The organism is Butyricimonas faecalis (assembly GCF_003991565.1).
In the GTDB taxonomy this organism is placed as follows: Bacteria; Bacteroidota; Bacteroidia; order Bacteroidales; family Marinifilaceae; genus Butyricimonas; species Butyricimonas faecalis.
This window is the reverse complement of sequence record NZ_CP032819.1, coordinates 1,812,392-1,836,600: the sequence shown is the minus strand read 5'-3', so window position 1 is coordinate 1,836,600 and position 24,209 is coordinate 1,812,392. Positions and strand designations below refer to the sequence as shown.

At 40.5% G+C, this 24,209-nt stretch carries 21 protein-coding genes; 16 read left to right on the top strand and 5 right to left on the bottom strand.

Annotated features, from left to right (window positions below; genetic code table 11):
• The first annotated feature begins 5 nt into the window (after positions 1-5).
• A complete protein-coding gene (locus D8S85_RS08200) occupies positions 6-1,793 on the top strand; it encodes a vWA domain-containing protein (protein WP_106480275.1) in 1,788 nt (595 codons plus the stop codon).
• Positions 1,794-1,838: 45 nt separating this feature from the next.
• Here the strand turns inward: D8S85_RS08200 and D8S85_RS08195 are convergent, their stop codons facing one another.
• Positions 1,839-3,038: a C1 family peptidase gene (locus tag D8S85_RS08195; RefSeq protein ID WP_228423163.1), complete on the bottom strand. Its 1,200-nt coding sequence runs from the start codon at positions 3,036-3,038 to the stop codon at positions 1,839-1,841.
• 172 nt (positions 3,039-3,210) lie between these two features.
• Here D8S85_RS08195 and D8S85_RS08190 point away from each other — a divergent pair, with 172 nt between their 5' ends.
• From D8S85_RS08190 to D8S85_RS08125, 14 genes are all read left to right on the top strand, one after another.
• Complete coding sequence (locus D8S85_RS08190; RefSeq protein ID WP_106480273.1) at positions 3,211-5,316, top strand: M3 family metallopeptidase; 2,106 nt, start codon at positions 3,211-3,213, stop codon at positions 5,314-5,316.
• Positions 5,317-5,457: 141 nt separating this feature from the next.
• Positions 5,458-5,943 carry a Dps family protein gene (locus D8S85_RS08185; protein ID WP_228423162.1) on the top strand — a complete coding sequence of 162 codons (486 nt, stop codon included), beginning with the start codon at positions 5,458-5,460 and terminating at the stop codon, positions 5,941-5,943.
• Between the two features lie 124 nt (positions 5,944-6,067).
• On the top strand, positions 6,068-7,138 hold the full coding sequence (gene mutY / locus D8S85_RS08180; RefSeq protein WP_106480272.1) for an A/G-specific adenine glycosylase: 1,071 nt from the start codon (positions 6,068-6,070) through the stop codon (positions 7,136-7,138).
• A gap of 72 nt (positions 7,139-7,210) precedes the next feature.
• Positions 7,211-7,750: an RNA polymerase sigma factor gene (locus D8S85_RS08175; RefSeq protein WP_106480271.1), complete on the top strand. Its 540-nt coding sequence runs from the start codon at positions 7,211-7,213 to the stop codon at positions 7,748-7,750.
• Between the two features lie 96 nt (positions 7,751-7,846).
• A complete protein-coding gene (locus D8S85_RS08170; RefSeq protein WP_106480270.1) occupies positions 7,847-9,013 on the top strand; it encodes a FecR family protein in 1,167 nt (388 codons plus the stop codon).
• A gap of 142 nt (positions 9,014-9,155) precedes the next feature.
• A complete protein-coding gene (locus tag D8S85_RS08165) occupies positions 9,156-12,467 on the top strand; it encodes a SusC/RagA family TonB-linked outer membrane protein (RefSeq protein ID WP_172726486.1) in 3,312 nt (1,103 codons plus the stop codon).
• An 11-nt stretch (positions 12,468-12,478) separates the two neighbouring features.
• Positions 12,479-13,960, top strand: coding sequence for a RagB/SusD family nutrient uptake outer membrane protein (locus D8S85_RS08160; RefSeq protein ID WP_158641526.1), 1,482 nt, complete (start codon positions 12,479-12,481; stop codon positions 13,958-13,960).
• Between the two features lie 7 nt (positions 13,961-13,967).
• Positions 13,968-14,537 (top strand): hypothetical protein, encoded by a 570-nt coding sequence (locus D8S85_RS08155; RefSeq protein WP_106480267.1) that lies wholly within the window; start codon positions 13,968-13,970, stop codon positions 14,535-14,537.
• A 49-nt stretch (positions 14,538-14,586) separates the two neighbouring features.
• Positions 14,587-15,672 (top strand): thioredoxin family protein, encoded by a 1,086-nt coding sequence (locus D8S85_RS08150; protein ID WP_228423161.1) that lies wholly within the window; start codon positions 14,587-14,589, stop codon positions 15,670-15,672.
• Between the two features lie 96 nt (positions 15,673-15,768).
• The gene (locus D8S85_RS08145; RefSeq protein WP_106480266.1) at positions 15,769-16,275 is read left to right on the top strand and encodes a TlpA family protein disulfide reductase; all 507 of its coding nucleotides are present in this window, start codon (positions 15,769-15,771) and stop codon (positions 16,273-16,275) included.
• A 38-nt stretch (positions 16,276-16,313) separates the two neighbouring features.
• Positions 16,314-17,465, top strand: a complete 1,152-nt coding sequence (locus D8S85_RS08140) for a TlpA disulfide reductase family protein (protein ID WP_106480265.1) — start codon at positions 16,314-16,316, stop codon at positions 17,463-17,465.
• A 19-nt stretch (positions 17,466-17,484) separates the two neighbouring features.
• Positions 17,485-18,396, top strand: a complete 912-nt coding sequence (locus D8S85_RS08135) for a S1 family peptidase (RefSeq protein ID WP_228423160.1) — start codon at positions 17,485-17,487, stop codon at positions 18,394-18,396.
• 117 nt (positions 18,397-18,513) lie between these two features.
• On the top strand, positions 18,514-18,894 hold the full coding sequence (locus D8S85_RS08130; protein WP_106480264.1) for a hypothetical protein: 381 nt from the start codon (positions 18,514-18,516) through the stop codon (positions 18,892-18,894).
• Positions 18,895-19,034: 140 nt separating this feature from the next.
• Positions 19,035-19,568 carry a hypothetical protein gene (locus D8S85_RS08125; RefSeq protein ID WP_106480263.1) on the top strand — a complete coding sequence of 178 codons (534 nt, stop codon included), beginning with the start codon at positions 19,035-19,037 and terminating at the stop codon, positions 19,566-19,568.
• 15 nt (positions 19,569-19,583) lie between these two features.
• Here the strand turns inward: D8S85_RS08125 and D8S85_RS08120 are convergent, their stop codons facing one another.
• The 4 genes from D8S85_RS08120 to D8S85_RS08105 all read right to left on the bottom strand — a co-directional run bounded on the left by D8S85_RS08120 (position 19,584) and on the right by D8S85_RS08105 (position 23,378).
• Positions 19,584-20,324 (bottom strand): shikimate dehydrogenase family protein, encoded by a 741-nt coding sequence (locus tag D8S85_RS08120; protein WP_106480262.1) that lies wholly within the window; start codon positions 20,322-20,324, stop codon positions 19,584-19,586.
• A gap of 24 nt (positions 20,325-20,348) precedes the next feature.
• The gene (locus tag D8S85_RS08115; RefSeq protein ID WP_172726485.1) at positions 20,349-21,272 is read right to left on the bottom strand and encodes a DUF368 domain-containing protein; all 924 of its coding nucleotides are present in this window, start codon (positions 21,270-21,272) and stop codon (positions 20,349-20,351) included.
• Positions 21,273-21,386: 114 nt separating this feature from the next.
• The gene (locus D8S85_RS08110) at positions 21,387-22,952 is read right to left on the bottom strand and encodes a DUF4301 family protein (protein WP_106480261.1); all 1,566 of its coding nucleotides are present in this window, start codon (positions 22,950-22,952) and stop codon (positions 21,387-21,389) included.
• 171 nt (positions 22,953-23,123) lie between these two features.
• On the bottom strand, positions 23,124-23,378 hold the full coding sequence (locus D8S85_RS08105; RefSeq protein ID WP_106480260.1) for a hypothetical protein: 255 nt from the start codon (positions 23,376-23,378) through the stop codon (positions 23,124-23,126).
• Between the two features lie 135 nt (positions 23,379-23,513).
• Between D8S85_RS08105 and D8S85_RS08100 the strand changes: the two genes are divergently transcribed.
• The gene (locus D8S85_RS08100; RefSeq protein WP_106480259.1) at positions 23,514-24,179 is read left to right on the top strand and encodes a CBS domain-containing protein; all 666 of its coding nucleotides are present in this window, start codon (positions 23,514-23,516) and stop codon (positions 24,177-24,179) included.
• The last annotated feature ends 30 nt before the right edge of the window (positions 24,180-24,209 follow it).

The following is a 24,209-nucleotide window of genomic DNA, read 5'->3' as shown; positions in this document are numbered from 1 at the left end:
CGGTCATGGATTATCGACGGATAGAAGAGATATATGACGAGCAGTTTATTGATCGGGATTGGTGGGGTAATTTCCCCACGGCCCGAAATTTACTGGATCGGGATCTGGGAACCACGGATTTGTTGAAATTGGTTCCAGTGTGCGCGAGGATCGCTTTTCATGTCACGGGGGAGATTCCCAAAATGGTACTTTCCAATCGGGTTCCTAGTTTGTCGATGAATCCCAAGCATATTACCCTAAATTTGAAATTGTTGCGGTTGGGGGTGTCGGATGAGACGAGGGTATTTGTTTTTTTCGGGTATTTCGTTCACGAGTTGGCGCATCTGGTTTACACGGGGCAAGATGTTGCGGGGTTGAGTGACGGAGAGTTGCGCTACACGCCGATGCACTATGATATGATTCATTTCATCGAAGATCGGCGGGTGGAGTCGAAGCTTGTAAAGGAGTTTCCCGGTTATCACTATTATTTGTACGCAGCTCGCAAGTTGGGGTTGGCCATGGGGTTGAATGCCGTGGAACATTACATGGGATTCTATGGCGGGCAGAGTGAAGATGGGGTACATCGGGGAATGGATGGTTCCGAGGCTTTGTATGATTACATCTGTTCTAAAATATTGTACCCGAATCTGCTGGATGAGAGTAATTATATGCGGGAAGTGTTGTCGTTTCCCGGTAATGACGGGAAGGTGCGGCAAGTGAATGCCATTTTGAAATCAATCAAGGATTACGGGGAGTTGACTTACAAGGAGGTTGTTTGGTACGCGGGAATGTTGACCGATTTGTTTCAGGAGAAGGAGGTATGTCCGGATCATTTCTTTTTGCAGGAGATGAAAAAGGCGATGAAGAGGATTGAGGATTTTAAGACGGATAAGCAGATTAAAATGGCAGAATCCGTTATTCGTGATTTGCGGAAAACATTGAATCAGGAGCCTGTCTTTTCGACCCAACTATACGTGAGTCCGGAGCGGTCGAAGCTGGAGTGGAAGGGAACATTGGGTGTTTGTGACCATATCGAGGAGTTCGAGGCTGATGTAGCTGAAATTTCGGATGATTTATTGAACCGGGCAAAGGAATTGGCTGCCAAAATACAATTGAGTCTGGCCATGTTCTCCGGGAAGATGGATCGTGCCCGGGTGATCTACGAGCAGGATTCCGGGGAGTTGGATGAGGATGAATTGTATCAATCCCGATATAACCGAAATATATTTTTTGAAGAAGTAATGGCTCCTTCGGCAATACTGGAGGTGGTTATTCTTTTGGATTTATCCGGTTCGATGTGTACGGGGGAGAAGATTCCCACGCAAATTGTGATCTCTTCCGCGTTGGCTTTGGCTTTCAACAAGTACCCGAACGCGGTGTATTATTCGATATACGGGCATCGCTGTGGGGATGAGGGCATCGAGATTATTCGTTTTCACGACCGGGGTGAAAAACTGCAACTGGGGAAATTGTTTTCTCAACAGGCGTTACATGCCAATGCCGACGGGTATGCCATGCTGTATTGTTTTGACAAGTTTAAGTCGGATGCCAAGAATAAATTGTTTTTCATGATTTCCGACGGGGCTCCTTCTGCCACGGGGTATGACGGGGAGGATGCCCGTGAACACGTGTGGGAAGTCGTGCGGGAAGGAAAGAAGAGGGGCATCGAGGTTTTGTCTGTGGGAATTGATAATTTTGAGCAGGCGGATATGTATGAAGAGTTTATTCCTTATTCCGGTCCGGAAATCACGACGAAGATCTCTCAATGGATACGTAAGAAGTTTATGTCGATAGCGGATGATCATTCATTTTAACGATAATAAAAAACAGCATCATTTTGATGCTGTTTTTTATTATCGTTATAATCCTAATTTCTTGCGAATTGCTTTCGGAATCGCATCTTTGTGCACCATGATTGCCACGGTCTGCAAGCGGCAGAAGGGTTCGGACATATAAAGATAACCACCGAAGGAGTTACGGTCTTCTCCCCATGAGTTTTTGGTCTTATAGTAAATCGTACCGTTTTGATCCTTTAGCATGCCGGTGATGTGCATCAGGTGATCGTCTGTTGTCTGGCGGTTGTTAAAAGTGAATTGACGTTTGTTGTCATCCACTTTCATTTCCGGCACGGGAGATTCGAAGGACTGCATTTTACGTTCCCGATCTTTTGCGCTAAGGGTGGTCCACTTGTCGATCTCGGCATTGATCATCTCTTCCGGGTTGTTTGTCGGGAGAATGGCCAATCCGCTCGGGTGGCTGAAACCGTTGTGGCTTACGTCGCCATCCCAGCATACGGAGTATCCGTTTTTCAAGGCATTGTTCATTACCTCCATGAGTTCGTCAATCGGCAGGTTGTAGTAACGGGCGTGCATCCAGTTGTCGGGAATCGTGAGTTCCACTTCTTCGTAGAAAGGATACATCTGGTAAGAGGTCAATTCCACGTAATCACTCAAATTTAGATCCAGGGATGTCGCAAAACTTTGCGGGGTGTACTCTTTGCCCTCGTAAGTGAATGTTTGCGGGGTGTCACCCAGGTAAGCCTCGATGTATCTCATGAAACCTTTGGTCCACACAGGAGTAATTTGCCGGTTCGGGTTTTTGTTCACGGCGTCAAGGATTCCTTGCAAAGCAGCCACCATTTCTGCATGAATGTGAAAGTCCCGTCCGTATTGCAATCCGGTATATACTTCTTCCGGGACAATACCGTACTTTTTGATCATGTCTATTACGTCGTGAGCTTGTCCGCCTTCGCTGAAGTTTGTCTTCCCGTGGAATTGGACGTAACGTAATCCTTTCTCGAAGTATGCGTTTTTAGCCACGTAAAGTTCTGCCAGGTCATAGACTGGTTTGCCTTTGCGCAGTAATTCGGATTCCAGGAAGGAGAGGGTCGCGTAGTCCCAGCATGTTCCCACGCTTTGTTGATTCTTTACCGGGGTCGTTTTCAAGTCAACGATGGTTGTAAAGTTGTAGCCGGAACGAGGTCCGCCTTTTTGTGCAAACACGGTCGTGCTGATGGAAACAAGCAGGATGACCATGCATAAGAACGAATGTTTTATCATATTTGATTGATTTTGGTATTTTTACTTTGATGGCGAAGTTAATTAAAATTTTGCATACGCTAAAAATAATCTTTTAACTGCCAAACGAATGCTTTGTAGCGGATAATCTATATCTTTACCTTGTTTTTGTGGACGTGGAGATAAATATACTTAAATATAAATTACTTTATTCATGAAAAAGAGCGTTATATTACTTTTGAGTGTTACCGCGTTAGTAACGTCTTGTAAGGATGGTGCTAAGCAAGTGAACAATCCGTTGATGCAGAAGTTTGAAACCCCGTTTCAAACTCCTCCTTTTGATAAGATAAAACCGGCGGATTATAAGCCGGCTTTCGAGGAAGGCATGAAACAACACAAGGCAGAAATCGAGGCTATCGTGAATAATCCGGAAGAACCGACTTTCGAGAATACGATCGTAGCTCTTGATCGGGCCGGGGAGTTGCTGAATCAGACCTCATCGATATTCTTCAACCTGTATGAGGCGATGAAGAATGACGAAATGCAGCAGTTGGCCCTGGAAATCAGTCCTGCCGTAACAGCCCACGGGGATGAGATTAACATGAATCCTAAATTGTTTGCCCGGATCAAGGCTTTGTACGATAAGCGGGAGACTTTGGGATTGGATGCTCTGGCCTTGCGTACGTTGGAATTGTATTACAATGATTTCGTGCGTGGAGGTGCGAATCTGAATGATGCCGATAAGGCTAAGATGATGCAGATTAATGGTGAATTGGCTAAATTGAGTTTGCAGTACGGGGATAACCTGTTGAAAGAGACAAATGCTTTCACGCTGGTTGTTGATAACGAGAATGACTTGGCCGGACTTCCGGAAACTTCTATTGCTGCCGCTGCTGCCGAGGCTAAAGAGCGGGGGATGGAAGGTAAATGGGTTTTCACGGTTCAAAAACCAAGTATGATTCCTTTCCTGACGTATGCCCAAAATCGTGATTTGCGGGAGAAGTTGTACAAAGGATATTACATGCGCGGGAATAATGACAATGCTAACGATAATAAGGTCGTGTTAGCTAAAATGGTGAACTTGAGAACGGAAAAGGCTAAATTGCTGGGATTTGACACTTATGCCGCTTACGTGGTAGACGTGAATATGGCCAAAACTCCGAAGGCTATCTATGATTTCATGGGGCGTGTGTGGGAACCGGCATTGAAGGTTGCCAAACAGGAATTAGCTGAAATGCAGGCCATCGCTGCGAAAGAAGGAATGAAGTCTAAGTTGGAAAGTTGGGATTGGTGGTATTACGCGGAGAAGTTGCGGAAACAGAAGTATGATTTGGACGAATCCGAGATGGCTCCTTATCTGAAACTGGAAAACGTGCGGGATGGGATGTTTGCGGTTGCCAATAAATTGTATGGAATCACCATGCATAAGAGAACGGATATTCCGTTGTATCACCCGCAAGTGGAGACTTACGAGGTGAAAGAGGCTGATGGGACTTCTCTCGGTATTTTGTATTTGGATTATTACACGCGTGCCAGCAAGTCGGCAGGAGCATGGATGACCGAATTCCGTCATTACACGAAAGTGGACGGGCAGGAGGAGATGCCGTTAGTTTCTCTGGTTTACAATTTTTCTCCGGCCGTGGGGGATGCTCCCGTTTTGTTGAGTTGGGATGACACGGAAACGATGTTCCATGAGTTCGGACATGCCTTGCACGGATTCTTTACTCGTGGCGATTACCAGCGGATTGCGGGTACTATTCCTCACGATATGGTAGAGTTGCCTTCACAGGTGATGGAGAATTGGGCGAGTGAACCGGACGTGTTGAAAATGTATGCAAAACATTACCAGACTGGCGAAACGATGCCGGATGCGTTAATCCAGAAGATTCAGGAGAGCGGACATTTTAACCAGGGATTTGCGACGGTGGAATACGTGGCGGCTGCTTTGCTCGACATGGATTGGTACTCTAATACAGAAGTGAAGGATTTTGACGTGAACGCTTTCGAGAAAGCCTCGATGGATAAATACGGTTTGATCAAAGAGATATTACCTCGCTATCGCTCTACGTATTTCTCTCATATTTTTGATGGAGGTTACAGTGCGGGATATTACGTGTATCTCTGGGCCGAAGTGTTGGATGCGGACGCGTTCCAAGCATTCAAGTCTTCCGGGGATATTTATAATAAAGAGTTGGCTGGTAAGTTTAGAAAATATGTTCTGTCAGAAGGCGGATATGCAGATCCGATGCAGCAGTATATCAAATTCCGCGGTCAGGAGCCGTCGGAAGATCCTTTGTTGCATAAGAGAGGACTGAAGTAACGAATAGTCCCTGAACTTATTGTATCCCGGTGCGAGAAAAAATATTGAATTTTAAGCCATGAATTGAAACTTTATAGCGTCCCTTTCGTTTCTATAAGTGTTGAAAACGAAATAGAAATGAACTTTTAAATATTTATAGTTATGATGAAAGGAAATATCGGTTTAGATGCTGCAATGATTAAATCCAGCAAAACCATTTTGAATAACCTGTTGGCAGACCATTTTGTTTTACTTGCTAAAACTTGGAATTACCACTGGAATATGAAGGGCCCGAGTTTCAGGTCTTACCACACTTTTTTGGAAGATCTTTACAATGGCTTGATTGAAGATATTGATAGCATTGCCGAGCGTGTTCGTGATTTGGACGAACGCCCTATCGGTTCTCTGAAAGGATGCTTGGAGCATAATCGCATTAAAGAACAGGATGAGGAAAAGGCCTTGCCTGATGCCAAGGGAATGTTAACCGCTTTGCTGGATGACAATGCCGAGTTAATCCGTCAAATCCGTGAAGATTTGGAAACAATAGATAAAGAAGAGTCAAAGGACTTCGGGACATCCAATTTCTTGGAAGATATGATTGAGAAGAAAGAAAAAGTAACTTGGATGATCCGGGCCCATTTGGAATAGGGATAGATTTTTTTGTTATTAGTGAATGGAAAGGGATTGCCGTGATGGTGATCCCTTTTGTTTTGAGTATAGTAACCTTTTGATCCGATGTTTTTACTATCTTCGTGGCGAATAATTACACGAGATGGAAGATAGAGAGATTAGCGACATATTGATTCATTGGTACGAGGGAAACAAGCGGGATTTACCGTGGCGAAAAACTTCTGATCCTTACCTGATCTGGATTTCGGAGATCATACTTCAACAGACCAGGGTGGTACAAGGATTGGAGTATTTTAACCGATTCACGGAACGGTTTCCCAATGTGGCAGCACTTGCCGGGGCGGATGAGGATGAGGTGATGAAGTATTGGCAGGGGTTGGGGTATTATAGCCGGGCTAGAAATCTTCATGCAGCAGCCCGGCAGATTATGAATGATTTTGGCGGCGTTTTCCCCCGTACACGAGAAGAGGTTCTTTCGTTGAGAGGAATTGGTGATTACACGGCAGCAGCCATTTGTTCTTTTGCTTACCGGTTGTCTTATGCTGCTGTGGACGGAAATGTTTTTCGGGTGTTGGCCCGGTTGTTTGATATAGATTTACCGATTGATGGGGGAGAAGGGAAGAAGTATTTTACGGCATTGGCACAATCCCTATTGGATGAACGTCGTCCGGATTTGTTTAACCAGGCGATGATGGAGTTCGGGGCGTTGCAATGTGTGCCCAAATCACCGGATTGCGAGAGTTGTCCTTTAAACGGAAAGTGTTTGGGATTGTCTGCCCGGCGAGTGGAGCGATTACCCGTGAAAAATGGGAAGACCGTGGTGAAACCTCGTTATTTTAATTATTTGTATGTACATGGGCAGGGAATGACCCTTTTATCCAAGCGGATGGGGAATGATATTTGGCGTAATCTCTACGAGTTTCCGTTAATCGAAACGGAACGAGCGGTTACGTGGGAGGAATTGTCCGGGATGGTTGTTTTTCAGGAATTATTTGATGGCATCGAAAATATTGAAATTGTTCGGGAGTACGTGGCGAAGAAACACGTTTTGTCCCATCGGGTGATATTTCCTGTATTTTATGAAATTCGAATTGATTCATTTTCGAGGAGTATGGGAAAATATTTGAAAGTACCTGATGATCGGGTGGGAGAATATGCTGTCTCCCGATTAATTCAGTCATATCTTGAAGTGCGGGATGGTTTGTTGTTTTAAGAAATATAAAGTTCGTTGATTCGATTATTGTGTATTTGAATATTTCGGAGGAATAGTTATTTTTGTAGCACTATGAGTGCTATTATTCAGTCCAATAAAGATTTTGAAGTATTCTTTCGGGAGAATTTTTCCTCCGTGTATGCTTTCATGAAACGGTACACGGGGGATGATGAATTAGCGGCTGATTTAGCACAAGAGACTTTTATTCGGGTGTATGAACGGCGAGATGAGATCGTTTCGGTTGATTACGGAAAAGCTTTTTTATACACGGTTGCACGCCATTTGTATTGGAATCATTGTAAGCATCAACAGGCGAAGGAACATTATTTTGCACAGTTGGATGAGAATGACGTGGATGATTATGATTTTTTGCAGGAGGTTACCCGACAGGAAACCATGCGGATTCTATATACTGCTATTGACCGGTTGTCACCACAGACTCGTAAAGTGATTCTTTTGAATTTGGAAGGGAAAACTAATCCGGAAGTTGCAGAAGAATTAAGTATTTCCGTGAACACGGTGAAGTATTTGAAAAAATCTGCTTACGAGGCCTTAAGAAGTTTGTTGTCAAAGAATTATTTTGTGGTTTTTATGTTCCTGTTAGGGGAGTAAATGTTAAATCTTTTCTTTTTTTGATTTTTTTTCTTGTTTTACCTACCCACTTTTCATTTGAAGTAATCTCTATGATAAAATGACAAATGTAAGAGTATGGATTTACTAAAAAAACGTTTGGATATAGCCCGGCTCATTGCCGAAGAGTTGACCGGAACGATTGATGAAAGAGATCGGGCCGTGTTGACCCGTTGGTTGGATGAGGATGAGCGTCATCGGAAGGAATATACGAATATTCTGGAATCGTTAAAGACTGGGAATGAGGTCTGTAAGGATCAAGAGCGGGGAAGACAAATAATGGAATCCCGGTGGAGGACGGTGAAATCTCATACGATCCGGAAAACAGTTCGGTGGATTACGTGGAGTAAATATGCGGCAGTTATATTATTGTTCGTGAGCATGGGGATTTTTTGGTTTGTAAATGAAGAAGAACAAGAGGTGGAGAATGTTGCTGTTACCAAAATCGAACATGGTAGTATGAAAGCACAACTTGTACTTGCCAATGGAAGGAGAGTAGATTTGGTACCAGAAACGAACTTGCAATTGGAAGAGGAGGGAGGTACCCGAATTTTAACATTGGATAATATGGTGAAATATTCGGGAATGGATTCTTTAGTTGGACAATCGACAGAAGTGAAGTATAACACGTTGATCGTGCCGCGGGGAGGAGAATTCTCGTTGGAATTGGCTGATGGAACCCGCGTGTGGTTGAATACGGAATCGAAGTTGCGTTATCCGGTGGCTTTCACGGGCGATGAAAGAAGAGTGGAGATGGATGGAGAGGTTTATTTTGAGGTGGCAAAGAATAGGGAAAAACCTTTTGTTGTGACCGTGAACGGGGTAGATATTCGGGTTTTAGGAACAAGTTTTAATGTTTCGGCTTATCAAGAAGATGTGGTGACCACGTTGGTAACAGGAAAGGTGCAGTTGAAGAAAGGTGATGAACAGGTTGTTTTATTGCCTAATCAGCAAGCCATTTGGTCTGATGACAAGTTTAAGGTGAAACAGGTTGATGCCCGTAATTATGTGTTATGGAAAGAGGGAATTTTTTATTTTGAGGATGTTGATCTGGAGATGATACTGGACGATATGGCCCGCTGGTATAACGTGAATATTTTTTATGTGAATCCGACGCTGAAAAAGATGAAATTCTCGGTTGAGATTAAACGATACGAGGATATAAACGAGATATTGAGAAGAATAGAACAGACTAAACGTGTGAAATTTGAAATAAAAGATAGAACTATAAACGTGTATGAATAAAAAAGACAGACAGCACCCCCATGCTATCTGTCCGAATACATTCAATATTTAATTCAATGTAAAACTCAAGAACAAAGTTATGAAAAAAAAATGTAACTCTAGTAGTCTTATGAAAATAAGGCTGCGAAAAACATTGTTGACTATGAAATTTTTGTGCTTTTTTTTCTTGTTGTCCGTTTCTGTCTCGGCGGCAAGTTATTCACAGAATGCGAAATTTACAATTTCGTTGAATAATGTAGCTCTGACAGAGGTGTTTTCAACGATTCGGGCAAATAGTGAATTTACGTTTATCTATAACGTGGATGACGTGAGAAATATCCGGGTAAAATCGATCAATGTGCATGAAGCTACGATTCAAGAGATTCTGGATGAAGTTCTTCGCAACACGGGCTTCGAGTATAAAATCGAAGATCATGTAGTTGTGATTCAACCTCAGGATATGAAAGAGAAGAAAAAATCGGTGAGAGTGAAAGGTTGGGTACATGATAAGAGTAAGCAACCGCTTCCGGGAGTCACCGTGAGAATGGTTGGTGTTTCATTAGGAACGGCAACCAATGCTCAAGGATGGTTTGCGATAGATTTACCCGTGGAGAAAGGGACGTTGGAGTTTTCTTTTGTGGGGTATAAGAAGAAACAAATTGATTTTACAGAGAAGACGGATACTCTTCGTATTATGTTGGAAGAGGATTTTCAGCAAGTGGAAGAGGTCGTTGTTACAGGAATCTTCAACAAGCCGAAAGAGAGTTTCACGGGGGCGGTAACTTCTGTGACAAAAGAGGATTTGAAGGTAAATTTTTCACGGAATTTAATTCAAACATTAGCAAATATAGATGCCAGTTTGTTGATCGTTCAGAACAACGAGATGGGGTCGGATCCGAATACATTACCTGAAATACAGTTGAGAGGGGCATCTACGATGTTGGATATTTCTGATTTGGAGAATCAAAAGAAACGTCCGGAGTATAATCAACCCTTGTTTATTATGGATGGTTTTGAGGTTGATTTGGAACGGGTAATGGATTTAAATCAGAATGATATAGAGAATATTACTATTTTGAAGGATGCGAGTGCGACTTCGTTATATGGGTCTCGCGGGGCCAATGGAGTAATTGTTATTACGACAACTTTGGCCAATGCGGGGTCATTGACTGTTTCTTATGAAGGACGGTTGAATCTTCAAATTCCGGATTTTAGTACGTATGATAATTTAATGACTGCATCGGAAAAATTTGAAACGGAGAAATTATATGGGGTGTGGGATAATTTGAATTCATATTTGCCCAATGGTCAAAAGATGGAGGATGCCTATAAGGAACTTGAGGCGGCAATTGCAGACGGGGTAAATTATGACTGGTTAAAAGTTCCGACACGTACAGGTGTAGGACAAAATCATGTTTTGCGTTTTATGGGGAGTCAAGAAAATTGGAATTACATGTTGAGTTTGGCGTATGATGATACTCAAGGTGCGATGAAAAAGTCTGATCGTAAAAACTTTAATGGAACAATGCAATTAGGGTATCATAAGAATAAATGGAATGTACGGCAAAGTTTGTCTGTAGGTATAAACAAGAGCCAGGATTCTCCTTACGGACAATTTTATTATTATGTACAAATGAATAGGTATTGGGAACCGTATGACGAAAATGGAAAGCCGGTTGATTATTTTTATCATCCTCTTTCTACTTATGGTCCTATTGACAATCCATTATATGATTATGCCGTGGGGAAATGGAATAAAACGAAATACACTAATTTGCGCAGTAATACGATAATTGATTTAACTCTTTCTGAAAATTTGAAAGCATCGGCAACATTAGGGTTGAATCGTAAGAGCAAAACATCAGATACTTTTACTCCTCCTGAGCATAAGAATTTTCAGTATGTGACAGAAATAGAGAAAAAGGGGTCTTTTGCTCGGAGAGAAAGTGAGGAGACAATGTGGCAAGTACGACTTGCGTTGAATTATAATAATATTTTTTCGGAAAAGCATATGGTAACTCTCGGGGTTAGTGCAGAGTTAAGTGAGACGATTTCGGATGATGTTAATTGGAGTGCGACGGGATATATTTCTTCTAATGTCAGTCATCCGGGAATGTCCATGTCTTATCCGAGTGTTGGGGGAACTAGTGGAAGCGAGAGTACCGTACGTAGAGCATCTTTGATTGCGAGTGCCAACTATTATTATAACCAGCGTTATTTTGTGGATTTATCCATAAACTACAATGGAGCTTCTTCTTTTGGTGAAAATAATCGTTTCCAATATTTTTACTCTTTAGGTGCGGGATGGGTTGTTAGCAATGAAACGTTCGTGAAAGAGCATCTGCCATTTATTAATGAAATGCGTTTCCGTTATTCTTTCGGTGTGACAGGGAATATGTTTGTTTCTCCTGAAAAATCTTTAGAGGTGTTCAATAGAAATTCGTCTTATACTTATTTGGGGGGAATTGCTTGGACTTTGAGCCAATTTGCGAATTCGGATTTGGAGCAACAAAATACGTATCAACATAACGCAGGTTTGGATGTAGGTTTATTCAATAGTCGAATAAGAATTTCATTGAATTATTATAATTTTCTAACTAATAATACGTTGACAGATATGAATTTGCCAATATCTCATGGTTTTGATCGGGTTGCGGGAAATGTCGGAAAAATTCGGAATGAAGGATTCGATGGAAACGTGAGTGTGGGTTTGTATCGGAATACGGAGAAAAGAATTAATTGGTCATTAAATGCATCTTTCTCTAAGCGGAAGAATGTTGTGGTGAAATTATCTGAAGGTTTTAAAGAACGGATTAGTATGCATAATAAAGGTATGAGTACAAATACAGATTTTGTGAAATATCAAGAGGGGCGTTCTTTGGAAGCTATTTATGGGTTGCGTACGGTAGGTGTCGATCCTACATCAGGGCAACGTGTATTTTTAAAGAAAGATGGGGTAACGACAACGCTGGAGCAGAATGCTGATGATTTGGTTTACTTGGGAGATCGACAACCGAAATTGAATGGAACTTTCAGTACTTCATTTTTTTATGGCGGATTTAACATGACAATTGGGTTTGGAGTGAAATGGGGAGGAAAAGCCGTAAACCAGACAGAAATGACAAAAGGAGAGAATGCTGGTTTGACCTATAATTTGGATCGTCGGATGACAAAATATAGTTGGAAGCAGATAGGGGATCAAGCCCGTTATAAGAATAAGTATGGCGATTATGGTAATTTGAGTACCTATATATGTGATGCTTTTATACATAAGGATAATGTGTTTAGTTGTAATAACATTAATCTTTCTTATACATTCTCTCAAGATTGGTTTAAGAGGGCTACAAGGTTGCAAAGTTTATCTATTTCAACTTCTTTGTCAGACATCTTTTATTTCTCTACCATTGAACGGGAAAGAGGAACTAGTTATCCGTTTTCTATTAATCCTAATTTCTCAATTTCATGTACATTTTAAAGGTTGGTATTATGATGAAAAAAATTATATATGTAACGGGGCTGAGTTTGACAATGGCATTAAGTGCTTGTACGGATTGGTTAACCGTTCAACCGGAAACAAGTATGACGGCTGAAACATTATTTCAAACGGATAACGGGGTGAAATATGGTTTGAATGGGGCGTATCTGCTCGCAAGTCAAACTGTTTACGGGCCGTCTGGATATTTTGGTGGGCTTAGTGCCGTGGAGAATATGGCCAATACATACCTTTATGCAGTGAATACAGATGGTTATAATTGGGCCAATCATAATTATGAGCAGACAGATTCACAAAAGAATGTGAATAGTTATACTTTTCAGTATCCTTATAAAATCATTGCTAATCTGAATTCTTTATTAAAAGAGATGGAGCCTCACCGGGATAAGATTACTCCTGAGGTGTATCATATGGTACGTGGAGAGGCTTTTGCATTACGTGCTTGTTGTCATTTTGATTTATTACGTACTTATGGTCCCGTTCCTTCCCAAGTGGATGCAGGTAAGACGTATTTGCCCTATGTACGGGTAAATGATGTAGGGAATTATGAGTATCACACTTTTGCTCAATTTATGGAATACGTACAGGCAGATTTGGATAGTGCCGAATTTTTGTTGAGTAAATATGATCCGGTGCTGACGACTAATATTTCCTATACAGAGTCAACTTCATACACGTGGTCGTATCGTAAGAGTCGTATCAATTATTATGGTGTATTGGGTTTGCAGGCTCGTGTGGCTTTATGGATCGGAGAGAAAGAAAAAGCATTGCGTTATGCCAGGTTAGTAAAAGATGCTAAGGATTCAGCAGAGTCATGGGCTCAATTACAATTTAAATTGACCACACCGAGTGATGACGTGAATAGTTTTACTTCTACGGATTTGTCTCATTATTCTGAGCATATTTGTGGAGCAAAATGTGAAACATTTGATTTCAGTACTTCTGGTTGGGCTTTTGGGCGACTTTCATCATCAAATGATCCTGATTTTGGAAAAGTTCTGTATGGAGAAAAGTATGAGGAGGATTTGCGATACCAGCATTTCTGGCGGACAGGTTCTGGAACATGGTATGCTCCTGATGGAAGTATATTAGATAAATATAAGGTAACATCGATCACGATTAATAAGTTTAGTCAGTTCTTAACTAATTCAACGAGTAATTGTAAAGACAATTTTCCGATTATGCGTTTACCTGAGATTTATTTTATTATCATGGAATGTGGAACATTGGATGAGGCAAATACCCTTTATCAAGAATATTGCGCTGCACGTAACATTGAATACGTGGCATTGACAGAAGGAGATCGTCAGGAACGTATCATGTTAGAAAGTATTCGTGAATATGTAGGAGAAGGACAAAACTTTTTCACGTATAAACGGAATAACGTAAAACGTATGATCGGGGCAACAACAGATTGTTCTGAGAATCAATATATTGTACCGATTCCGGAAGCAGAATATTTAGATGTAAAATAATAGAACTATGAAAAAAATATTAATGATGATATGTTTTGCATGCTTGTTATTAGAAGCATGTGACAAAGCGGAAGTCCCTTCCACGTATAGCGGTCCGGATGGAATAAATTTTTATTACGATCAAGTGGGACCTTATGATGCAGATCCTTATCCTAATTCAGATAAAACAGGGTCATTGTCATCTTCACGCCAAACCGATACTCTTTGGTATAAGATATTGGTCATGGGAAATATTTGTGAGAAAGAACGAACATTTTCATTGAAACAGAGTACACTTTCCGCTCTGGATAGTGCTTCTTATTATACCGGTTTGACACCTCAAGTGAAAGTAGCCGTTCCAGGGGTGAATTATGTATCATTTGACGATCCTCAGATGAAGAAATATTGTGTGATTCCTCCTCATACATCAGAAATATTGGTACCCGTGATTTTGATGTATGATCCCCATGCAGAATTTGGTTCAGCTTTTAGTTTGAAATTTAGATTACATTTTGAGATCGTTCCGAATGATGATGTGAAAATTTTAGATTCAAGATTTTATAGAGGAACGGCTCAATTTACTCAATACAGTTGGTAAAATTGAATTGTTATAAAATAGTTTTAGGTATTATTGTAAATTAGAACGTATGAAAAAGTTTGTATTATTATATATTTATATTTTTTTGATGCTACCCGTGTTTGCCCAAACAAATTTTCAAGAACTAGGTTTAGAAAAGGCATTGGAGAAAGCAAAGGGGGAGGGAAAGATGGTGTTTATTGATTGTTATACCTCATGGTGTGGACCATGCAAGATTATGGCTAAAGAGGTTTTACCTTTGAAAGAAGTGGGGAATTTTTTGAATGAACGATTTGTGTGTGTGAAGTATGATATGGAGCAAGGAGAAGGGCCGGAGATTGCTAAAAAGTATAGAGTGGACGCTTATCCTACATTTTTGTTGTTAAATGCAGATGGAAGTTTGATAAATTCTATAGTGGGGATGACTCCTTCGGGACAAGAGTTTGTTTATAAAGTGAAGTTGGCTTTAGGGGAGATTTCTACGGTGAAAATGGATTCGATGTATGCAGCTGGGAATCGAATGAGCCGTTTTGTCCTTTCTTATTTGAAGGCGTTAGAGGCAACTAAGCAATATGATAAAGCAAAAGAAGTTTCAGCGGAATTGATGAAAAATTTGAATGATAGCGAAAAGTCGTATGCAACATATTGGTTCCTTTATGAAAATCCAAATATTTCTCCAATGGGTTCTGAGAATATGAATTATTTGTTAGGTCATGTGGATAATTTCCGTAAAGGTGTGGGTGTGGAACCTGTGAATGCAAAATTGACTTCGATATTTGAAACTCAGTTGGAGGATATAATTCGGGGTAAAAATAAAACTACGAATATTGTTGATGTAGAGGAAATAGAGAATAACTTAAAAGCTTGTAATTTGCCGGGTAAGGAATACTTATATGATTATGTGGCATTGCTCAAAGGAATGTTTTCATTGGATGCTGATGCGACATTTGCCGTTTTCATGAAGATTTTCCCAACCATGGAAGAGGGTAAATTAAGCTATTTGTATTTTCGTCCGATCACCTTTTTGAAAGGTAAATGGAGTGAACAGCAGAAGAAGGAATTGATCGATTTGTCGTTGAAATTATCCCCCAAGGTGAAGAATGTCGTGTTGCAGGATGGTTTGAAATTCTTTACGGAGGAGATAAAGAAATATTAGTATTGTCCTTTATTTTGGGAATAAGGAGCAAGTAGGGGGGAGTTTAAATAAGCTCCCTCCTAGTTTTGCCATATTCTCTCAATTTATTTTAGATTTATGAAAAAATTACTCGTTATATTTTTATTGTGTTTGCCTTTATTGAGTTGGGCGGTTAAAGAAGGAAAGGTGAAAGTATTGAAAAAGGGAGATTTATGTCCGGAATTTGTGTTCAAGGACATGGAGGGGAAAGAGGTGTCTTTAGAACAATTCAAAGGGAAATATGTGGTAATAGACGTGTGGGCTTCGTGGTGCCAACCCTGTAAACGAGAATTTCCGTATTTGAAGGAGTTGGAGGAAAAGTATAAAGATAAAAACGTTGTGTTTGTGAGTATTTCCTGTGATGCACAAGAGCGGCGTTGGCGTTTTGAACTTGGTTTCTTGCAGGAAAGGTTGAAGTTACAATGGTGGATTGCCGGTAATAAAGAGTTCATGAGTGTTTTTGAAATAGCAGCTCTTCCTCGAATGATTTTGTTGGACAAAAAAGGACGGGTTGCCGAGCTTGGGTTGCCTAAACCTTCTGATACAAAATTTGAGAAGATGTTGGAGAAGTTGAAAGGATTGTGATTTTACATTAGATTTGGGTATATATAAATGATTAAGTTATGAGATTTATTTTTATACAGTTATTTGTAATATTCAGCATTTTTGCAGAAGGATGCCAGTCGGAAAAATTGAAGAATAATTATTCCTTAACGGTGACGATAGAGACCAATCCGCAGAATAAACTTTTCGTGTTTTATAAAGGTGTGAATGACAGTATTCGGGTAGATTCTGCTATTTACAAGAATGGAAAATTTGAACTAAAAGGAGAACTTCCTTACTCCCAACGGGCGTTGGTGCGTTTAGGGCGGGAAACACAAACTTTTTTTGAGGATGCTGTTAAATTCACGGATGACGCCATGTTCGTATTTCTCGAAGAAGGAAATATTCAGGTCGTGGCGAAAAAGACGTTGAGAGGAGCTAAATTAAGTGGAACCCCCTCTAATGATGATTTACAGGTATACACGGATAGTACTCGATTTTATCGAGACTGGTTGGACGGATATAGACAACGATTCGGAGAGGCTTACCGTAATCGGGATAGCAAAACTCTTGATAGTTTGAATAAAGAGAATGCCTTGATGGCGAAGAAACTTAAGGGTACGGAAAAGAATTTTTTTGATAGTCACCTTGAATCGTTAGTCGCTTTGGATTGGTTAGCTCGATCTTATAATATAGCTCGAGAGAAATCGATGATAGATCCATTGTTCGCAATGTTGGATGAAAAGGTGAAAAATTCGATACTGGGACAAAAATACAAAGCGTTGTTAGAAAAGACCGTGTCCGTGGAGATTGGGAGTTTTGCCCCGGATTTTGTAGCTAAAAACGTGCAAGGAAAGGATTTGGCGTTGAGTTCATTCCGGGGACAATATGTATTATTGGATTTTTGGGCTTCGTGGTGTGGCCCTTGTCGGCGGGAGAATGTGAACGTGCTAAAAGTGTATGAACGTTTTAAAGATAAGGGATTTACTGTAGTCGGATATTCACTGGATAATTCCGAGAAAGCATGGATAGGGGCTGTTGAGAAAGATGGAATGCCTTGGGAACAGTTGTCTGGTATGCATGGCGTGAAGATTGATGCTTCGAAATTGTATGGTGTGACAGCTATTCCCAGTAACTTTTTGCTTGATCCGGAAGGAAAGATCGTAGGGATAGATTTGAGAGGAGAAAGGTTGGAGAGAACGTTGGAGCGGATATTTGAAGGAGAGAAGTAAAATCAATAAGTAGCGTAGTATGAAAATTATGAATTATTGGTGCAAATTCTTGTGTGTCGGTTTATATTTGATTGTATTCGGTTCTGTTGCATGTCAAGGACAAAAAAATAAAAAAGAGGTCGTGTATCGTGATTATACGCACATGGAGGCGGATCTGTTGGATTCCTTGAAACGGGATGAGGTAAAAACATTATTCTGTGGGGTACATGCGTTACGGCAGCAGGCTCAGCAAGTGAAAGAGAATACCCCGGTTCGGTTGGTGCCTCGGCGGGCGGAGAAAAAAAAATTGAGTCCACAAGATATGATCGAAGGAAGAAGGGAAAGTGTGTTGACGGTCAACAAGTATCATCGTGCGATGATGGGTTCGGAAGGGGTGGCAGGCTGGGCAACAGCCGTCGTGTTGTCGGAAGACGGGATTTGTGTTTCGAATTATCATGTGTTTTGGGAATTTCTTGACTCAACGGCCCAATTGAATCCACGGGATAGTATCATGTTTGTTGCCACGGAAGAGGGACGGGTGTACCCGATTTCCGAGATATTGAGTTTTAATAAGGCCGCGGATATGGCTTTTTTCAAGATTGATACCCGGGGAGATGTACTTACCCCGATGCCGTTGGGAAATGATCTCCCGGCGGGGATGGGTGTACATTTGTTAAGCCACCCGGAAGGATACCCGTATGCATATACGAATGGGGTGGTTATGCGGACAACTACTTCTGATGCTAAAGACCCCTTTACTCGTCGGATGGAACTTACCGTCGATTATGCCAAGGGGGCAAGTGGAGGTCCGATCATGGATGATTGTGGAAACATGGTGGCTATGGTGTCTTGTATACGTGCGATATTTTATTCGAATCAGCCGCCTTATAGTCAGCAGATGAATGTGAAACTGACGATTCCCGTGAGTTCATTCCGAAGATTGATACAATAAGTTTGCTTCGATATATTTTCTCGCTATAAATCGAGAATTTTTTCTCCCATGGGAGAAAAACGAATAGATATACGAAAAAAAATGTATCTTTGCCATGTATTATCGTAAATGTATTGAATGAATGCTTTTGTGAAATATTGTGTGTTGCTTTTGGTGGCGGTAATTTATCTCGGGCAAGGGATAGATTCAACCCGTTATCTTACGAAGGCAACGGAACAAGAGCGACTTATTTCACATGAGAAAGATAATTTCGAGCGGTTAGCCATGTTGACTGCAATGAACGGTAATGCTTTGCCAGTGAACACGATTCAAGATGGGGCAAGTGTTCAGCCAAATTTCCGTTATTTGCAAAAGAATCATGCATTCGTGCATTTAGAAGAATACAGGAAAATTTTTATTCCTTATTTCAGGTATATTGAAAACGATTATCTTGACTCTTTCGCGTCAAAGCAGGACGGTGGGTACTATGTCTTTGCCTTGTGCGAAATCATTGTATGATTTTTAGTTTATTTTTTTTGAAAAGCACTACTTGTTAATTGCTAACGGGTAGTGTTGTGTCTTATCCGATTGGGATTTGAGAATAAGGATAGGTATATGTGAAAAAAGTAAACCAGTTAATTGTACAAAATTATAAAGTCATGAGTGATAGTAAATTTGAATATATCGATAATGTTATCTTGAACGTAGATAAAGATAGAGTAGAAAAAAAGAAAAAATCTCCAGTAAAACCTTTGGCATTGCTAATATTGGGTGCTGCTATTCTTTGGTATGGAGCCAACCATGTTAATACAGCGCAAAGTGATACTCTTTCTTCTGTGGTAATTATGCTTGGTTTGGGAATTGCAATTTGGGGTATAGTGGCATTTTTGGTAAAAAAGGAGTGTTATGTCTACAAGCCAACAGGGAAAGTGTTGAAAAAGCATAAAGTGTATATTGCTGCTAATCAATCTTCACGTTTGTATGATATTTTGGAGCAAGATAGATACGATGATTTGCAATCATTGACCCGTTCCGGACAATCTAATTTGAGTTTAGAGGCATATTGTAGTGAAGATGAGCAATATGCTTTATTGCAAGTCATGGAATTTATTCCTTACAATGATGTACCGATGACTCCTGTAAAGGTATGTGAAGGAACTCAAGCTAAACAAGTTGCATACTTCTTGAAATAGAGAAACTCTGGATTATCAGGTATTCCAGAGTTTCCATGAATAATCGGCTTGCAGATAAAGCATCTGTAAGCCGTTTTTTATTTGTGCCCCTTGTTGTTTTCCGCGGTACATGAATTCGGTTATTTCCGGATTATAGATAAGGTCGAAAAGGTAGTGATTTGGGGTGAGAAGGTGGTAAGGAATGTCTGGACAATCGGTTACATGAGGCCACATCCCCACCGGAGTAGCGTTAATAATTAGAGGGGTATTGGGCAGAAAGCAGGCAACTTGATCGTAGGAAATTTCAGAAGGGGAATGAGGGGTACGGCTAACTGTGAATACTTCAATCCCCAAGGAAACGAGTGCATGCCGAACGGCTTTGGATGCTCCGCCAGTACCTAAAAGTAAAGCTTGTGTAGGTGGTGTTTGGATAAATTGTAATAAAGATTCTTTGAAACCCAGGATATCCGTGTTGTATCCGGTCAGGATGGAACCGGAACGGGTGTGCTCGACTTTCACGGAATTAACAGCTCCGATTTCTTTGGCTTCTTCGCTGATATGATCTAGGTAAGGAATGATTTTTTCCTTGTACGGGATCGTGACGGCAAATCCCTTTAGCGATGGGGTTGTTTTAATAACTTGTAGTGTCTGTTCAATATTGTTAGATGCGAAATTCACAAATTCCGCATCTATTTTTTCTGCCTTGAACTTCTTCGTAAAGTAAGCTTTTGAAAATGAGTGTCCCAAAGGGAAACCGAGTAATCCGAAAAGTTGCATGAGGAAGTTTATAAAGGTTGTAACCTATTTTTTTATTGCTACAGCTAGTTTTTCAATACCCCAGATGAGTAAAATACCAATGACACACATGAGGATTGCCTGCCATACTAAAGGATCGCTCCCGTTAACTTGTTCGAAGGTATTGGGAAGAACGTTTTTCTCAACATCAAAAGCAATCCCGTTAATCAGTTCTGTGTCTATAATTTTCCATGGCCAGATTTTATTTAGAGACCCGACCATAAATCCTGTCAGCAGGGCAACAGTCATGCCGTGGTAATTTTTCAATAGCCAGGATAGTAAGTGAGAGAAAGCTATAATACCTGCAACGGCTCCAACTAAGAAGGTAAGTAGAATGGGGATATTAAATTCGCTAACGGCGGTGATGATGTATTCGTATTTTCCTAGAAGTAATAATATGAAGGCTCCGGATATTCCCGGTAGGATCATGGCGCAAATGGCGATCGCTCCGGAAAGAAGGATAAACCACCAGGCATCTGGCGTGCTGGTCGGGGTGAGTACTGTGATCGTGTAAGCAATGATGGCTCCGATGATTAATGAGGTGATAGTTAATAGATCCCACTTTTTTATTTCTCTTGACACCATGAGAGCAGAAATAATGATGAGGCCAAAGAAAAAGGACCAAATGTATAACGGGTGAGTTTCTAGCAAGAATTTCATCAATTTTGCCAGAGAAAATATGGATATGGCTATACCTGCAACAACAGAAATCAGGAAGTTTCCGTTGATGTGTTTCCAAAATTCTTTTAATTGGAAGGCTCCCAGTAAGCGTAATGCTTTTAGGTTTATTGCCCGGATAGACTCGATCAACTCTTCGTAGATACCTGTGATGAATGCAATCGTACCTCCTGACACGCCTGGAATCACGTCTGCGGCCCCCATGGCACATCCCTTAAGTACTAATAGTAAGTGGTTCTTTTTCTTTTCCATGAACACCAAATTAATTTCTTGATTTTAAATTTTAGATTTCCTTTCTCGAATCAACATTTTTGATTTACGATTTATGAATAATCTGAAATCATAAATCGTAAATCTAAAATTCATTTATTCTACTTTAAATACGTTACGATGTTCAAAACGTAGCAAATCAAAAACAGTTTTTACCGGGGTAAAGGTGGATAGCGGGACTTCCACGAATATCGTGTTCCAGTTGGCCATTGCACCATTCCACAATCCGGGTAGTTCTTGAACTTTAATGTCTTTCCCTCCCAGTGATTTGCTGGTGATGAATCCCTGAGTGTTATCAATGTATTTGGTCAAGTCATATTTTTTACCTTTATAGTTATAGGTACTACATACGATATCCACTGGATTAAAGTGAGTCGATTGGGTGAATATTTTTTTCTGGTTTCGATCTTTCAGGTTGACTTGAGCACTTTCCACGATCATCAAACGTGTTGCATGTTCCTTGTCTTCTACCCAGAATGGTCCTCCACCTGGTTCTCCTTCATTTTTTACCATCCCGCATACACGCAATGGCCGATCGAGTAATTGTTTTAGATAGGCCACTCTTTCTTTACGATCGGTATGAGTTAATCCCTCCTTGGGTTTATAGCCAAGGTGATCATAGATATATTGCTCGATTTCATTTAGATTTTCATCTGTGATACTATTTTTCTTGCTCAGGATTTTCATGTAATTGAAAATTCGGTCCTGTGTTTTCAATAAAACTCCGGCAAGGATTTTTTTGAATTTAACCGTATCAGCTTTGCTACGATCGGGGGCTACGTTGTCAATGTTTTTGATGAAGATCAAGTCTTCTTTCAGGTCATTGAGATTGTGAATCAATGCGCCATGACCCCCAGGACGGAACACGATGTTGCCCTCGTTGTCTCTCACGAGGTTACCTTCCGAGTCAAGACTCACGGTGTCTGTTGCTGGCGATTGAATAGAATACGTGATGGCGTACTTCAAGTTGAATTCTTTCTGGTAATTTTTGAGAACGGATTTCATGAGAGCCTTAAATTTGCCTATATGTTCTTCTGATACGGTGAAGTGAATATGAGCTTCTTTACCGTCATTGGCGTAAAGCGCCGCTTCTACCAAGTGTTCTTCAACAGCAGTACGGATGTGATCTTTATAAATATGGAAATCAATTAACCCCTTGGGTGTGGCATTGTAGTTGAGACCTTTGGGGGTAAGGATGTATTCCAATATCTCCATAAACTGGTTCTTCCAGAGTAGTTTGTCTAGATCAAGACGATCTTTGTAAAGGGCCTCTTTTAGGTGCGGGTAGAATGGAAATTCCTTTAATTTTTCGAAAAACGAGAATATACTTCCGGGTTCTTTGTCCTGTCGAAATTTTAAATAGTCTTCATCACTACCGGTGTATGTGTTGAAAAACGTGTTCAATGTTTTGAACATGCGCGAAGCGGAGCCAGAGGCTGGAACCATTTTCACGATTTTCAATGAATTCATTCTTTCCTCGAAAATGCGGATGAATTCATCGGCTTGTTCGTCATTCAAGCCGTGGATTCCGTTGTTTATTGTTGCCGCATCTCGAATCTGCACGAAGTCAAACCCCTTCTTGAAATTTTCAAGCTGGTTTTCAATTTGCTCGGGTTTTATTCCTCTGCGTCTAAATTGTTTGAGATCACTTTTCGTGTACATAATTTCAGGTTTGTAAGTACGTAAATAGTTTTGCAAGTTACGAATTATTGTGCAGAAAGCAAAATTTGTCTTTTGTGTTACAAGCCACCGAGGAGTTTTCAACTACTGAAGGTGGTGGATGTTATCGTGAAATTGTAACTTATTAGCTTGTGATTTATACGAAGAAGACAATTAATTGTCTTCTTCTTCGTCATATAATTCTTCTTGATTCTCTAATTCGGTTTCGAAAAATTCTTCAGCTTCTTCCATGAGAGTTTCAATGTCGTCAGTGCAAAGAGGCTCTTCATCCGTCCAGTAAATTTTTTGGTTACTATAAAAGCCATCTATGTCACATTGAATAATGCATCGAGGCTTTTCCGTGTGCACAACGTATACTAAATCTGGCGCTTCCTGAGAATTGTCTGCAATAAGAAATTTTGGTAACATGATGTTCACTGTTTTTAATTTACGTGGCAAATATAGAAATAATTGAAAACGGAGATATTGAAAATTGAAAATTATTTTGTGGGTGAAATTTACTGGGGAAAATAATGTATCTTTAGGGCGATAAATGAAATAAATATGATTGCATCAAGTTTACTGTCGAATGTTGTTCCTGTATTGAAAAAAGATGATACTTGTGCCCAAGCGTTGGGGTGGATGGATTTATTTCGGGTGTCTCATCTGCCTGTATTAGAAGGGGAAACGTACGTGGGGTTGCTGTCTGATGAAATCATGTATACGCACGGGAGTATTCATGACACGATCGGTATGTTGGATATACCCCGTGAGATGACTTTTGTTTATGAAGATGTACATATGTATGATGTTATCGGGGTGGCCTCTTCCCGGCTTTTGTCTGTAGTACCAGTCTTGAACCGGAAAGAGGTGTATCAGGGATCTATTTTATTAACGGATATCCTGCATAATATCGATAAACTTTTGTGTATAGACGATCCCGGTGGAATTATTGTGTTGGAAGTGAATAAAATTGATTATTCTTTGGCAGAGGTCGCCCAGATCGTGGAATATAACGAGGCGAAGGTATTGAGTTGTTATGTTACGTGTATGCCGGATTCTAATAAAGTGGAGATTACTCTTAAAGTGAATACGGCTAGAATTGAGCCGATCCTGGATACTTTTATCCGTTATCGCTATGTGATTAAAAATACGTTTGTTTCCGGTGAAGACATAAATGAAGAGATGAGAGATCGTTATGGACAATTGTTGAAGTTTATGGAAATGTAGGAGGTCTGAAATTTAAATTAATTGAATCTA